Origin of the sequence: Enterococcus sp. DIV0240d, assembly GCF_051711245.1 — a bacterium.
In the GTDB taxonomy this organism is placed as follows: domain Bacteria; phylum Bacillota; class Bacilli; order Lactobacillales; family Enterococcaceae; genus Enterococcus_D; species Enterococcus_D casseliflavus.
The window spans coordinates 1,740,617-1,754,882 of the sequence record NZ_JBIOMG010000001.1 but is presented as its reverse complement, the minus strand read 5'-3'; the positions used below and the strand labels follow the sequence as shown (position 1 = coordinate 1,754,882).

Annotated in this window: 16 protein-coding genes; 1 reads left to right on the top strand and 15 read right to left on the bottom strand. The window is 42.8% G+C overall.

Features of this window, described 5'->3' with window-relative positions; translation table 11 throughout:
* Positions 1-3: 3 nt before the first annotated feature.
* The 9 genes from IGJ25_RS08200 to fabT all read right to left on the bottom strand — a co-directional run bounded on the left by IGJ25_RS08200 (position 4) and on the right by fabT (position 7,026).
* Positions 4-1,368 carry an acetyl-CoA carboxylase biotin carboxylase subunit gene (locus IGJ25_RS08200; protein ID WP_005225896.1) on the bottom strand — a complete coding sequence of 455 codons (1,365 nt, stop codon included), beginning with the start codon at positions 1,366-1,368 and terminating at the stop codon, positions 4-6.
* A gap of 7 nt (positions 1,369-1,375) precedes the next feature.
* Positions 1,376-1,804 carry a 3-hydroxyacyl-ACP dehydratase FabZ gene (gene fabZ / locus IGJ25_RS08195; protein ID WP_005225895.1) on the bottom strand — a complete coding sequence of 143 codons (429 nt, stop codon included), beginning with the start codon at positions 1,802-1,804 and terminating at the stop codon, positions 1,376-1,378.
* 4 nt (positions 1,805-1,808) lie between these two features.
* Complete coding sequence (gene accB / locus IGJ25_RS08190) at positions 1,809-2,291, bottom strand: acetyl-CoA carboxylase biotin carboxyl carrier protein (RefSeq protein WP_016610184.1); 483 nt, start codon at positions 2,289-2,291, stop codon at positions 1,809-1,811.
* Positions 2,292-3,530: a beta-ketoacyl-ACP synthase II gene (gene fabF, locus IGJ25_RS08185; RefSeq protein ID WP_016610185.1), complete on the bottom strand. Its 1,239-nt coding sequence runs from the start codon at positions 3,528-3,530 to the stop codon at positions 2,292-2,294. It lies immediately after the preceding gene.
* Positions 3,531-3,542: 12 nt separating this feature from the next.
* Positions 3,543-4,280: a 3-oxoacyl-[acyl-carrier-protein] reductase gene (gene fabG, locus IGJ25_RS08180; RefSeq protein WP_008378189.1), complete on the bottom strand. Its 738-nt coding sequence runs from the start codon at positions 4,278-4,280 to the stop codon at positions 3,543-3,545.
* A gap of 9 nt (positions 4,281-4,289) precedes the next feature.
* Positions 4,290-5,213 (bottom strand): ACP S-malonyltransferase, encoded by a 924-nt coding sequence (gene fabD / locus IGJ25_RS08175; RefSeq protein WP_225001247.1) that lies wholly within the window; start codon positions 5,211-5,213, stop codon positions 4,290-4,292.
* A 123-nt stretch (positions 5,214-5,336) separates the two neighbouring features.
* Positions 5,337-5,561 (bottom strand): acyl carrier protein, encoded by a 225-nt coding sequence (locus IGJ25_RS08170; protein ID WP_005225890.1) that lies wholly within the window; start codon positions 5,559-5,561, stop codon positions 5,337-5,339.
* 52 nt (positions 5,562-5,613) lie between these two features.
* Positions 5,614-6,576 (bottom strand): beta-ketoacyl-ACP synthase III, encoded by a 963-nt coding sequence (locus IGJ25_RS08165; RefSeq protein WP_016610187.1) that lies wholly within the window; start codon positions 6,574-6,576, stop codon positions 5,614-5,616.
* A 9-nt stretch (positions 6,577-6,585) separates the two neighbouring features.
* On the bottom strand, positions 6,586-7,026 hold the full coding sequence (gene fabT, locus IGJ25_RS08160) for a fatty acid biosynthesis transcriptional regulator FabT (protein WP_008378199.1): 441 nt from the start codon (positions 7,024-7,026) through the stop codon (positions 6,586-6,588).
* A 320-nt stretch (positions 7,027-7,346) separates the two neighbouring features.
* Between fabT and IGJ25_RS08155 the strand changes: the two genes are divergently transcribed.
* The gene (locus tag IGJ25_RS08155) at positions 7,347-8,288 is read left to right on the top strand and encodes a GIY-YIG nuclease family protein (RefSeq protein ID WP_225001248.1); all 942 of its coding nucleotides are present in this window, start codon (positions 7,347-7,349) and stop codon (positions 8,286-8,288) included.
* A gap of 68 nt (positions 8,289-8,356) precedes the next feature.
* Here the strand turns inward: IGJ25_RS08155 and IGJ25_RS08150 are convergent, their stop codons facing one another.
* From IGJ25_RS08150 to IGJ25_RS08125, 6 genes are all read right to left on the bottom strand, one after another.
* Positions 8,357-8,587, bottom strand: coding sequence for a YkuJ family protein (locus IGJ25_RS08150; RefSeq protein WP_005225886.1), 231 nt, complete (start codon positions 8,585-8,587; stop codon positions 8,357-8,359).
* Between the two features lie 83 nt (positions 8,588-8,670).
* Positions 8,671-9,546: an NAD(P)-dependent oxidoreductase gene (locus IGJ25_RS08145; RefSeq protein WP_225001249.1), complete on the bottom strand. Its 876-nt coding sequence runs from the start codon at positions 9,544-9,546 to the stop codon at positions 8,671-8,673.
* A 74-nt stretch (positions 9,547-9,620) separates the two neighbouring features.
* A complete protein-coding gene (locus IGJ25_RS08140) occupies positions 9,621-10,853 on the bottom strand; it encodes a glycosyltransferase family 4 protein (protein WP_081116859.1) in 1,233 nt (410 codons plus the stop codon).
* Positions 10,854-10,884: 31 nt separating this feature from the next.
* A complete protein-coding gene (locus tag IGJ25_RS08135; RefSeq protein ID WP_081116860.1) occupies positions 10,885-11,895 on the bottom strand; it encodes a glycosyltransferase in 1,011 nt (336 codons plus the stop codon).
* Positions 11,896-12,159: 264 nt separating this feature from the next.
* Positions 12,160-13,887, bottom strand: coding sequence for a phosphoenolpyruvate--protein phosphotransferase (gene ptsP / locus IGJ25_RS08130; protein ID WP_005225882.1), 1,728 nt, complete (start codon positions 13,885-13,887; stop codon positions 12,160-12,162).
* A complete protein-coding gene (locus IGJ25_RS08125; protein ID WP_003126335.1) occupies positions 13,887-14,153 on the bottom strand; it encodes a phosphocarrier protein HPr in 267 nt (88 codons plus the stop codon). The genes ptsP and IGJ25_RS08125 overlap by 1 nt, the downstream gene beginning before the upstream one ends.
* Positions 14,154-14,266: the final 113 nt, after the last annotated feature.

Below are 14,266 nucleotides of genomic sequence, written 5' to 3'. Positions count from 1 at the left end.
CTCCTATTGTTCAGGTGTCCAATTTGGCAGAAATTCCTCTTGTAAAAAGGCGGTTGTATAGTCTCCCGCAATCACTTTCGGGTGACTGATCAAGTCCATTTGGAATTCTGCATTCGTAATGACACCATCGGTCACTAATTCGGCTAACGCCCGCTGCATCTTCATCAACGCTTCGAAACGGTTCTCGCCGTGAACGATCACTTTAGCGATCATAGAATCATAATAAGGTGGAATCGTGTAGCCAGAATACATGGCACTGTCTACACGAACGCCTAGGCCGCCACTTGGTAAAAACAAATTGTTGATCTTGCCTGGTGACGGTGCAAAATTGAAGGCTGGATTTTCTGCATTGATCCGACATTCGATCGCCGCGCCCGTCATCTTGATGTCTGCTTGCGTCAAGCCTAGCGGTTCGCCACTAGCGACTTCAAGTTGTTTTTTGACTAGATCAATGTTTGTCACCATTTCGGTGATCGGGTGTTCCACTTGAATTCGAGTGTTCATTTCCATGAAATAAAACTCCCCAGTGTCCGCCATTAAAAACTCGATCGTGCCAGCATTACGATACCCTACCGCTTGTGCGGCACGTACCGCTGCTTCTCCTAGTTCTGCTCGCTTGCTTTCAGAAATCACCACAGAAGGGGATTCTTCCAACACTTTTTGGTTGTTGCGTTGTAGCGAGCAATCGCGTTCACCAAGGTGGATAATATTACCAAAAGAATCACCTAACACTTGCACTTCTATGTGTCGAGCAGGATAAATGATTTTTTCAATGTACATTTCATCGTTGCCAAATGCCGCTTTCGCTTCTTGCTGCGCCGAAGCAAAATGATGCGGCAACGCTTCTTTATCGGCGACTTTCCGTATTCCTTTACCGCCACCGCCGGCCGCAGCTTTGAGCATGACTGGGTAACCAATCTCTTCAGCGATCGTTAAAGCTTCTTCCACATCAGAAATCGCGCCTTTGCTTCCGGGAATGACCGGTACTTCTGCTTCGATCATCAAGCGTCTTGCATTGATTTTGTTTCCCATTGCATCGATAGTCTCACTCTTTGGCCCAATAAAGACGATATTGCATTCCTCGCACATCGCAGCAAAGCGGCTATTCTCTGAAAGGAAGCCAAATCCAGGATGGATCGCCTCAGCCTTTGTGACGATCGCAGCGCTTAGGATCTGCTGTACATTCAAATAAGAGTCGGCTGCTTTGGCAGGTCCGATACAAATCGCTTCATCGGCAAGCTCTGTGTGCAACGCTTCTTTATCTGCTTCTGAATAAACGGCGACCGTTTGAATACCTAATTCGCGACAAGCGCGAATGATACGTACGGCGATTTCGCCACGGTTTGCGATCAATACTTTAGAAAACATGTCTCACCTATCCAATCATGAAAGTCAATTCTGCTTCCGCCACTTTTTTCCCATCAACATAGGCAATTCCTTTGCCGATGCCAGCTGCAGATTTCACTTTGATTATTTCTACTTCTAAGATCAAGGTATCGCCTGGTGTTACTTTTTTTCTGAATTTCGCCTTGTCTAAACCGCCAAAGTAGGCAGTTTTCCCACGAAAATCTTCCAATGATAGCAATGCCACAGCACCTGCTTGTGCCATTGCTTCCACGATCAATACTCCGGGCATCACTGGTTCATGGGGAAAATGACCTTGGAAAAACGGCTCATTGATAGTAACGTTTTTCTTCGCAACGACCCGTTTGCCTTCTTCTAACTCCTCTACCCGATCCACTAAAAGCATCGGATAACGATGAGGGATGATTTCTTTGATTTCTTGAATCGTTAATGCGCTCATTGCTTTACCCTTCTTTCACACGGAATAATGGTTGATTGTATTCAACGATTTGTTCGCTTTCAACCAAGACTTCAACTAATTCGCCATCGACGTCGCTGACGATTTCATTCATGACTTTCATCGCTTCAACGATACAGAGAATATCACCTTTTTTCACGTGATCGCCGATTTGTTTGAAGTTGTCTTTATCAGGACTTGGTTTCAAATAAACGACACCCACTAATGGAGAGACAACTTCTTTGCCCTCTAAAACAGGTTTTGCCGTTTCTACTGTGTCCGGTGTTGCTGAGACAGCAGGCGTTGGTGCAACAGGAGTTGGCGCAGCATTCGCTGCAGGAGCAGATGCAGGTGCAGAGGATGCACTTTGTAGCCCACTTGTCGTATTTTTATTAAAATAAAGTTCAAATGTCTCTTTTTTTAATTGAAGCTCAGTTAACGTCGATTGATCGAATTGGCTGAGCAGCTCTTTTACCTCATGTGTTTCCAATTACGCTTCCTCCCAACGTTTCAGCAAGATCACTGCATTATGACCGCCAAACCCAAGTGAATTACTCATGGCATAGGTCAATTCTGCTGGTTGGCTTTGATTGATAACAACGTTCAAGTCGATCTCAGGATCTTGTTCTGTCACGTTGATGGTTGGTGGAATAAATTGATGTTGTAATGCTAATAGTGAAGCAATGGCTTCGATTCCACCAGCCGCTCCAAGCAAATGACCAGTCATTGACTTTGTACTGCTGACATATGGTTTTTTATAGTCTTCGCCCAATCCGTATTGGATCGATGTCGCTTCTGCACTGTCATTGGCAGGCGTGCTTGTACCGTGGGCATTGATGTAGCCAACTTCAGCCGGGGTGATCGCTGCTTCTTGCATCGCCAATTTCATTGCTTTTCCAGCACCTGATCCATCTGGATTTGGCGCAGTCATATGGTAGGCATCACAGTTCGCACCATACCCTACGACTTCACCTAAAATCGTTGCCCCACGTTTTTGCGCATGCGCCAATGATTCTAAAATGAAGACACCGGCGCCTTCACCCATGACAAACCCACTACGATTTTTATCAAACGGAACGGAAGCTTTGTCAGGGTCTGATTCAGTGGTTAACGCCGTCAGAGACGCAAAACCAGCGATACCGATTTCACAGATCGTTGCTTCTGAACCACCAGCGATCATGACATCTGCGTAGCCATGCTTGATGTTCCGAAAAGCTTCACCGATTGAATGGGTACCAGAAGCACAGGCGGAAACAGTCGTCGTACAAATGCCTTTCGCACCTACCCGTAATGCAATGTTGCCGGCAACCATATTTACGATCGACATCGGTACGAACATTGGTGATACCCGATTTGCTCCTTTGTCATGCATCCGAATCACTTGGTCTTGAATCGTTGGCAAGCCGCCGATCCCTGAACCAACCATCACGCCAAAACGATCCACATCAATGGTTTCTGTATCTAACTTCGCCATTTCCATCGCTTCTAACGCCGCATAAATTCCATAAATGGAAAAAAGATCCATCCGCTTCGTATCTTTTTTAACGAAGTACTTTTCTAACGGAAAATCTTTGACTTCAGCGGCAACTGAGATCCCTGTTGCTTCTGCGTCAAATTTTGTAATCGGGCCGATGCCGTTGGTCCCGTTTTGTAAACTTGCTAAAAATGTTTCTGGGTCATTTCCGATTGGAGAAGTGACGCCGTATCCTGTAACTACTACTCGATTCATCTATTCTTCCTCCTACCCTTGCATTGCCATCCCGCCGTCTACACTGATCACCTGACCAGTGATGTAGGGGCTTTTTGCTAAAAAGACTGCTGTTTGCGCAACATCCTGTGTGGAACCAAAACGCTGTAATGGAATATTTGCCAATGATTGTTCTTTGACTTTATCCGACAGCACTTCAGTCATCTCTGTTTCGATAAATCCTGGGGCGATCGCATTGCAGGTGATCCCCCGAGCGGCACCTTCACGAGCGGCAGATTTCGTAAAACCGATCACGCCAGCTTTACTTGCCGCATAGTTGGCTTGCCCGATATTTCCCGTCAAGCCGACCACACTCGTCAAATTGATGATGCGGCCTTCTCGCAGCTTCATCATTTTTTTCAACGCGTGCTGCGTCATATTGAAGGTACCAGTCAAATTGATTTTGATCACTGAATCAAAATCTTCGGGTTTCATTCTCAACAATAATTTGTCATTCGTGATCCCGGCATTGTTGACTAAAATGTGGATCGGTCCGACTGCCGCTTCTGCTTCTAAAAGCATGGCTGCCGCTTGATCAAAATCAGAAATGTCCCCATTGATCGCTACACATTTCACGCCGTAGCTGGTGATGCGATCGATCAGTGACTGGGGAATTTCTTTTCGTCCATTTAAAACGATATTCGCTCCTTCTTTGGCAAAGGCTTCCGCGATGGTAAAACCGATCCCTCGCGAGCTACCAGTTACAAAGACGTTTCTATTTTGCAGATCCATAAATTCCTCCTAGTTGAATCGGGCTAGTGTATCTGCCAACGTTTGGCTATCTTCTACACGCGCAGTCTGTATTTCTTTGTCTATTTTCTTCATAAAACCGCTCAATACTTTTCCTGGTCCGATCTCGATGACTTGTTGGATGCCAAGCTGCTTCAGTGTCGCAATGCTTTCGTAAAAACGCACTGGCGATTTCACTTGCAGCGTCAACAGTTCCTTGATTTGGTCTTGCTGCATTGGCTGCGCGGTCGTATTGCTGATGACAGGTACTTGTAACTCATCAAAGGTGATTTGAGCTAATTCCTGTGCTAATTGCTGCGATGCGGGTTCCAACAAAGCAGTATGGAAAGGACCGCTGACATTTAAAGGAATCACCCGTTTGGTTCCAGCAGCTTGTAACAATTCCACCGCTTTATCCACTGCCGGCGCTTCACCGCCAATGACGATCTGCTGCGGCGTATTGTAATTCGCTGGTGTCACGATCCCCACTTGACTTGCTTCTTTACAGATTTCTTCAATCGTTTCAGCGGGTGTGTTCATCACAGCGACCATTTTCCCAATACCTGCTGGCGCCGCACTTGCCATATACCGACCGCGCTTTTGCACCAATGCGACTGCTGTCTGGAAATCAAGCGCACCACTAGCGACTAAGGCTGTATATTCGCCTAAACTCAAGCCAGCAACAGCATCTGCTTTGATTCCTTGCGCATCCAAAAGTCGCCAAAAAGCCATACTTACCGTTAAGATGGCAGGCTGCGTATATTCCGTCTGGTTTAAACGTTCGTTTTCAGTAAAGCATAGCTCGGCCATATCATATCCTAGAATGGTGCTGGCTTGTTCAAACGTCTCACGAACGATGGCTTCTTGGTGATAGAGCTCTTCTCCCATTTTGGGGTACTGTGCGCCTTGACCGCTAAATAAAAAGGCTGTCTTCATCTTGCACTCCTTCATTACTTTGATCGTTGTCGTTGGAGAACATGGCTTCTTGCAGTTCGTCTATGAATCAGCAAAAACACGTTCTTAAAAAGGAAAGGCTAGGCTGTCTGCCTAGCCTTTGTTTTATGCTTGTTGTTTTTCTACATATTTAACTAGATCTTCAACGGTTGTGATACCATCTTCTGTTTCGATCTTCACATCGAATTCATCTTCGATCTCGTTAATGATTTGGAAAAGATCCAAGCTGTCTGCTTCTAAATCTTCTTGGATGTTTGTGTTCAATTTGATTTCTTCTTTTTCTTTTCCTAATTCTTCTGCTACGATTTCTTGAATTTTTTCGAATACCATGTGTATATTCCTCCAATGTGTTTTTCAATAGTAATTTTGTTTCGTGAACAAGTTATAAGGTGGCTAACATAGTTCCCCATGTCAATCCGCCGCCAAAACCTGAGAACACCACTTTTTGACCACTGCCAAGTGACAGTGTACCTCGTTTGATTTCTTCATCTAGCAATAACGGAATCGAGGCTGCCGAAGTATTGCCATAATCTTGCATATTTTGCAAAAATTTCTCACGGGGCTGCTTCAGCTTGCGAGCAACTTTGTCTAAAATACGTGAATTTGCTTGGTGAAGCAAAAAATAATCGATTGCTTCATTTTGTGTCAGATCATTGATCGAGGCGACCACATCACGCGTCGCAAAATCAAAGATTTCTCGTCCAATCATTTGCATACAAGCACTATACGCCGGAGCGTTTTGTGAAAAAGGATTCTCATTCGTGCGAAAACCAGATGTTAAGGACATGCCTCGCGTCCCATCTGCTTTTAAAGACTCTTTGAGCAAATGCTGCTCTGAAGATGCTTCCAGCAATAGACCGCCGGCACCATCTCCGAATAAAACAGCCGTCGAACGGTCGTTCCAATCCAAGACTTTTGAAAGTACTTCTCCACCGATGACCAATCCTTTTTTAGCGCCCGTTCGAATCAGTTTTTCAGCCATAGACAATGCATACACGAAACCAGCACATGCTGCACTGATATCAAAAGCAAAGGCATTGACTGCCCCAATCGCCCCTTGGACTTGGCAAGCAACCGCCGGTGTATTGAAATCCGGTGTGATCGTCGCTACCAAGATAAAATCTAGACTTTCTGCTGAAAGCTGAGCATCTTGCAAGAGCGTTTGAGCGACGCGAATACAAAGGTCTGAAGTGTTTTCGCCAACAGCGACTCTTCTTCGTTTGATTCCCGTGCGAGAATGGATCCATTCATCTGAAGTATCCATCAAATTTGATAGATCATCATTTGTTACGATTTTTTCTGGAACATAACTTGCAGTCGCGGTAATTTTTCCAAACATATTCATCCATTATTCTCACTTATAATCTTGTAAAAAGTCATGCAGATTTTTCAGTGCTTTCAACAGTGCCTGTTCCTCTTCAGGAGACATCTGACTCAAGACACCTTTCACCATCTCACGATGAAAATGCTGATGAACACGATAAAGGAGTTTTCCTTTTTTCGTCAAACCTAGTTTGACGACTCGCCGATCATCTTCACTGCGAATCCGTTCTACATATTCTTTTTTCACCAAACGATTGATCGCGATGGTCAAAGTCCCAACAGTGATCGAAAGCTCTTTGGCAACTTCAGTCGTGGTCTTTTTTTTGTACATCCCGATGGCTTCGATGGTATGCATTTCGGTAATTGAAAGATCTTTGAATTGAGATTTTTTCAATTCAGATTCTTCAATCACTAAGATGTCATTAAAGACGCTGACTAAGTAGTCATTAACTGTTTCTAAATTGGGTTCCATAACCTTCACCATCCGAATACTTTGATAATCAAATCATTTGATAGTCAAACTATATCGGAAGTTATTGAGAAATGCAAGAATTTTTTCGAACTTTTTTTATTTTTAAGCGCATTTTTATTTAAGAATTGATTTTCTAAGATTTTAAAAGCTGCGAGTTGACAAAATAATCCGTTTCCGTTATAGAGAAATTTCCTTTGAATGTCAAAGTTTATCATTTTGTTGCCTCCACTCTATTTCTAATTTTTTCTTGTCGATAGCCAACAAACGTTGCTCTCTTACGCTTCATCTGCTACTCTTTGAAGGAAGGAGAGGAACGATCGATGAATCCGAACAAAGAGTTTCAAAAAAACAAAGCAAATGCACTGCCTGAAAAGCCTGGTGTTTATTTAATGAAAGATCAGCACAACGAAGTCTTGTATGTAGGAAAAGCCAAATCATTGAAACAGCGTGTCGTTTCTTACTTCCGAAAAAATCAGCAGCATGCCAATAAGGTGCTTCGACTTGTTTATAATGTCGTTGATTTTGAAACGATCGAAACAGATACAGAATTGGATGCACTATTACTTGAATGTCGTTTGATCCAAGCTTTTCATCCTATCTACAACCGACAAATGAACCATTCAGCCAACTATTGCTTTGTTGACTTGACGAATCATACCTTCACGATCACTCAAACACCACAAATTGGCAGTTATGGTCCCTTTCGGCAAACAAAAAAATTGCCAGCATTGTTTCAAGTATTGTCAGAAACCTTTCAATTGCCGACTGTCAACGAACTGACGCTATTGACCTTGCGTAAGCAACTCCCTCAAATGGATGCGTATCCCTTGGAACAGAAGTGGCGAGAAATCGGCTGTTTTTTTGCAGGAAAGAAGACCGACTGTTTTTCACTCCTTAAAAAACGCTTAGCATATCTGATTGATCACCTATTGTTTGAACAAGCTAGTGTACTGCAGCGCCAGATCCATTTAGCACAAAGCTTTTACCAAGAAATCGTGAGGGTCAATCAGTTTATTCAAGAACCAGAAGTGATTTTTTCTATTCTCCTTGACTTAGAGGAGCCAGGATCACAGACGACTCAAATCAAATACTATCAAGTTAGCTTTGGCAAGTTGATCCAAACAAAAGTTCTTTCTCCCGAGGAAACATTCCAGCCACTCCCGCCAGCAAGCGCTGCGCTTCCTTTAGCCCCGGAAGATCTCGATCCATTAGGGATCATCCTTAATCACTTGTATCGCCAAGAAAAAGCAGCAGATAAATAAAAAACAGCAAGCCCAAGTAGGCTTGCTGTTTAGAAATGAGAAAGCGACGACGAACGTCCCACTCATTCTTATTGGATCAAATCATAGATTTCCATGGCTACAATATCAACATTATCAAATTGATAAGATTGACTTGATTCTGCTTCCGTTAATTCAAACGTTTCTGTCGAATTGTCATAAGTAACGGTACATTTTTCGACGCCTTCTTTTTCAAAACGACGTACTTGAACTTCATTGTCTTGCGCTTCGACCATCGCTTCTAAACGTTTGATGATAGCGACTAATTGCGAACTTTTCATTCGTAAGCCTCCTTTTTCTGTCCGTTATATTGTATCAAAACATCCTCTATCTTGCATTGATTTTTCGTATTTTTTTTGTCATTTTAAGATTTTTTTCCATCTTGCCACCAAAGTTTAATCAGCGCCTGCGTTCCGTCATTTTCGAAGCCTTTTTCAGCTAACTGATCATACAATTTTTTAGCTAAAGCGGTGCTTGGCAAATCCAATCCCATCTTCTTGGCCTCATCCAAAGCGATCCCCAAATCTTTGATGAAATGTTTGACAAAAAAGCCTGGAGAATAATCCTCTTTTAGGATACGATGACTGTAATTCGTCATGGACCAATTGGCTGCCCCACCGCCAGAAAGCGTGTCAATCACTCGTGGTAAATCAAGACCGGCTTGATTCGCATAGACCAGCATTTCTGTCATCCCCGTCATGGTTCCGGCAATCATGATCTGATTGGCCATTTTCGTATGCTGACCCTTCCCTGCCCCTCCTTGAAGTTGAAACGTCTTTCCTAATACTTCAAAAAGTGGTTTTACTTGTTGGTAAGCTTCTTCATCGCCACCAACCATAATCGTTAGTGTGGCGTTTCTCGCACCAAGATCACCACCAGAAACTGGCGCATCGATACTCGCTGCTCCTTTTTCCTTCGCTGTCTGGTAGATTCGTTCTGCCAAATCAGGTGTACTGGTGGTAAAATCCACCAATGTTTTGCCCGTCACAGCCGTTTGAAAAATCCCTTGAGGCCCATAGTAAACTTCTTCAACGTCGGATGGATAACCAACCATTGTAAAGATAATTTCACTTTCTGATGCAACTTCTGTTGGGGTGTCACACCAAATTGCTCCATTCGCAACGAGTTCATCAGTTTTTTCTTTCGTCCGATTGTAAACATTCACTGTATGTCCTGCAGCTAAGAGATGACCAACCATCGCTTGACCCATGACACCAGTACCGATAAATCCTAATTTCATGCAGATCCCTCCAAAATAAAAAAGTTCATGTCTTTAGTATACGCTAAAAACATGAACTTGCGAAAATTTTCTGTTTAATCGATCGTTCGGCGAAAGGCCTTTAATTTTACTTTGAATTTTTCTAGCGTCTGCTCGGTTTCTTTTTCGATGCGTTCTGTTTCATAATAAGCGACCATGTCATGGTAGAAAGATAGCATCGACTCACCGAAGCGCAATGCCGAGATCTCGTACATTTTTCTAGCAAGAACTTCGGGATCAGCAGGAATCTTTCGTTCATAATAATCAATAAATGCTTTTGCGAAATCCCGATCACTCTCATAGGTGACGCCTAAAGACGGATCGTCGATCAAGGTATTTAAGTAGTCATTTCCTTCAACGACTAACGGTGTTCCAGCAGCCATTGCTTCCGTGTAAGTCAGTCCTTGTGTTTCTGATGTGGAGGCACTGACGAAGTAATCCGCAGCATGGTAATAGATCGCCACTTTATCATTTGCCACTTCACCGACAAATTGAACATGGTCAGATAAAGCCATATCCACCACTTTTTCTTCTAATTTTTCTTTATGCGGACCTTTCCCAACGATCACTAATTGCGCATCAGGAATCTTCGTTAAAATTTCTGGCATGCCGTCGATGATTGCTTGGATATTCTTTTCATAAGAAATACGACTGAGGGAAAGCAGCATGGGTTGATTCTCAGTGATGTCCAATTTCTCCCGCAATTCTTTTTTCATGTCAGTTGTAATATCCGGTCGGCGAAACTTCTCAACTTCGATCCCTGTGGGGATGATCCGCATTGGTGAAACCACACCATACCCTCTCAGCGTATCGATGACCCGTTCACTTGGACAAACAACACCTGTCGAGTGGTTGGCAAATAGCCGTGAAAGATATTTCACGTGAGATGGCCGCAAGACCTTTCCGTTTGCGATGTAGTGCAAGTAATCTTCATACATTGTATGGTAGGTATGGATCACAGGAATCTGCAATTTACGCCCCACCATTTTCCCCAACATCCCAGAACCAAACTCTGTATGGGTATGGATCAATTCCAATTCTAATTCTTTGGCGATCAAATAGGCATATAACATGCCGCGAACCACGATTCGCCGATCTTTGAAGGACACAAACGGGACACTTGGCATGCGAATGATATCTTCTTCGTCCAGATCAGCATTTGGATCGGTCGTTGTAAAGATATACACTTTATGGCCTTTTTTCTCAAGCTCTTCTTTCAATGTCTTGATCGATGTCGCCACACCACTTACCTGGGGGAAGTAGGTGTCAGTAAAAAATCCGATTTTCAAAACGGTACCTCCAAACTTTACATTAGTTTCTTCATTCCGTATTCATCACTTTTGTATAAACCTCTTGTAATTTAAACCCAATTTCATCAATACTCTTTTGCTTTGCTGTTTCATAACCCGCTTCACTCAATGGTGGTAACGTGCCTTCCACGATTCCTTTGATTTTCTCAATAAATCCTTCATTGGTTTTTTCCATGTATGCATTGCGCCCATTACTTAGCCACCCTTTATAAACAGGAATATCCCGAACAAGCACATTTTGGCGGCTGGCTAACGCCTCAAGGACTACGATCCCTTCTGTTTCTTCATAAGAAGGAAAGAAGAATAAATCGGCAGCGGAATATGCGCCTTCGATGATATCCCCTTTGATATAACCTGGAAACAACACATTTTCTGGATGGTCTTCATTGACGAGGTCGCGGATCTGTTTAGGAATCGTCATCATTGGTGTATGACCAAACCAGATAAACGTATACTCAGGCAATTGTCTAGCTATCTCTACAAAATCAAGAATGCCTTTTCGTTCAAAAAATAAACCGACGGATATAATGACTTTTTGATCTGATAAGAGATTGAAATACTCACGAAAGGCTTTTTCTTTCTCTTGATCCGGCTGATATTTGTCAAGATCGATGCCGTTTGAGATTGCCTCGATCGGTACTTGGATACCATACCCTTCCAAAAGTTCTTTCGAATAAGGAGTCGGTGTGATCAACTGATCGGCTCTAGAATAGAGATTGATCAAATATTTTTTATATAATGGCGAAAGCTGGTTTGAGCCGATAAATGAATTCCGAAAATCCTCTTCTGTAGAATGGGCATGGTAAATCACTTTTTTCCCTTGTCTTTTGGCTTTGTTGACCATGTGCATACTATTGATCCCATACGTGTTGATATGAAGGATATCATAGTCCTCATCATTTTTATCAAGAGTAAAAGGAATCCCGACAGATGTCAGTGCTCGTTGCTGATGGGCCAACGCTCGACCGATACCTGATTTAGCTAATAATTTTTCTCCTTCAAAATAAAGAAGTACTTTCAAAGATGATTCCTCCTTGGAAATGCTTATATCTGATATTAGTATACCATAGGCAATCGGAGACATACTCCTACCATGGTCCTAGATTTTGTTCCCCATTTAATCATGATACGTGAAAAACTTACGGAATCATAGCTTTATACAAAGATATGACAAAATTGTTCGTTTTCTGAAAAACGAGCAGGCTATTGCAAGTCAAATCGAACAAGAAGGCTTCTTATAACAAAAAAAAGGCAACAAGCAAAATTGCTTGTTGCCTAGAAATGATTAGTTTACATACTGTTCGATTAGCTCAACAACTTCTTCCATTGTATCGCAATCTTCTAAAGCACGTTTTGCTAATTCTTGCATGTCAGTCGTTGACAAGCGTTTCATTAAGCTACGTGTTTTCAGAACAGATGTTGCACTCATTGAGAACTCATCTAAGCCCATACCTACAAGAAGCGGCACAGCAGTTTGATCGCCCGCCATTTCTCCACACATACCAGCCCATTTGCCTTCAGCATGCGCTGAGTCGATCACGTTTTTGATCAAACGTAAAATTGATGGGTTGTATGGTTGGTACAAGTAAGACACGCGCTCGTTCATGCGGTCTGCAGCCATTGTGTATTGGATCAAGTCATTGGTACCAATACTGAAGAAGTCAACTTCCTTCGCAAACTTGTCTGCTAAGACAGCAGCTGCTGGAATTTCGATCATGATTCCGACTTGGATCTCGTTAGAAACCTCAACGCCTTCGTCAATCAATTTTTGACGCTCTTCTTCATACATTTTCTTCGCAGTACGGAACTCTTTCAATGTTGCCACCATTGGGAACATGATACGTAAGTTGCCGTGAGCAGAAGCACGTAACAACGCACGAAGTTGAGTACGGAACATGTCATCCCCAAGTTCAGATAAGCTGATACGCAATGCACGATAGCCTAAGAAAGGATTCATTTCATGAGGCAATTTTAGGTAAGGAAGTTCTTTATCGCCACCGATATCCATTGTACGGACAACCACTGGTTTGCCAGCCATTCCTTCTAAAACTGCTTTGTATGCTTTGTATTGGTCTTCTTCTGTTGGGAAATCAGGAGAATCCATGTACAAGAATTCAGTACGGTATAAACCGACTGCTTCTGCACCATTGTTGTGGACACCTTCTAAATCTTTTGGCGTTCCAATGTTCGCAGCTAATTCAAAGTGCTTGCCATCAGCGGTAACTGTTTCAGCATCTTTCAATTTTTCCCATTCTGCTTTTTGTTCTGCGTAGGCTTTCCCAGCTTCAACAAATTCAGCTGCTTGGTCATCTGTCGGGTTGACGATAACGTCACCGATAATACCGTTAACAGCTAAGATGTCGCCCGCTTTCACTTTTGCAGTGATCTCCATTGTTCCAACGATTGCTGGGATTTCAAGAGAACGTGCCATGATAGCGGAATGAGAAGTACGTCCACCGATATCTGTTACAAAAGCTTTTACAAAGTTGCGGTCTAATTGTGCAGTATCACTTGGTGTCAAGTCATGCGCAACAACGACTACTTCTTCGTTGATCATTGAAGGATTAGGCAAAGTCACATTCAGCAAATGCGCCAAGATACGTTTTGCGACATCTTTAATGTCAGCTGCCCGTTCTTGCATGTAAGCATTGTCATCCATTGCTTCAAACATACCAATATACATGTCAGTAACTTCTTTCAACGCAGCTTCTGCATTGACTTTGTTATCTGTTACGTTTTGTTTGATTTGACCAATCATCTCAGGATCTGAAAGAACCATTAAATGAGCATCAAATACTTGTGCTTCTGCTTCACCTAAAGTTTGCGCTGCTTTGTCACGGATTTGTTGTAATTCCGCTGTTGACTTCGCTAACGCATCATCTAAGCGTGCTTCCTCTGCTGCAGTATCTTCAACTGATACTTTTGAAAAAGATAAATCAGGTTGTACTAACAGGTAGGCTTTCGCAACGGCTACACCATCACTAGCAGCAATTCCTTTTAGCATCTCAACCATTATTCAGACAAACCTTCTTTTTTCATTGTTTCTACGATTGCAGCGATTGCATCTGCTTCGTCAGCACCTTCAGCAGTGATAGTTACATCAGAACCTTGGCCAACGCCTAATGACATTACGCCCATGATTGATTTAAGGTTTACTGATTTACCTTTGTACTCTAAGTTGATATCAGAGTTGAATTTGCTTGCTGTTTGAACCAATAATGTAGCTGGACGTGCGTGAATCCCTGTCTCAGCAACTACGTGAAAATCTTTCTTTTCCATATTGATCAATCTCCTTTATGATACGTTTTTTTGTGTGAAGGCAAAATTTCCATGCATGCAATGACACCCGAAAAAAATCGCCCTTTCAACTGTTAAGATTACCATTTTTTTCC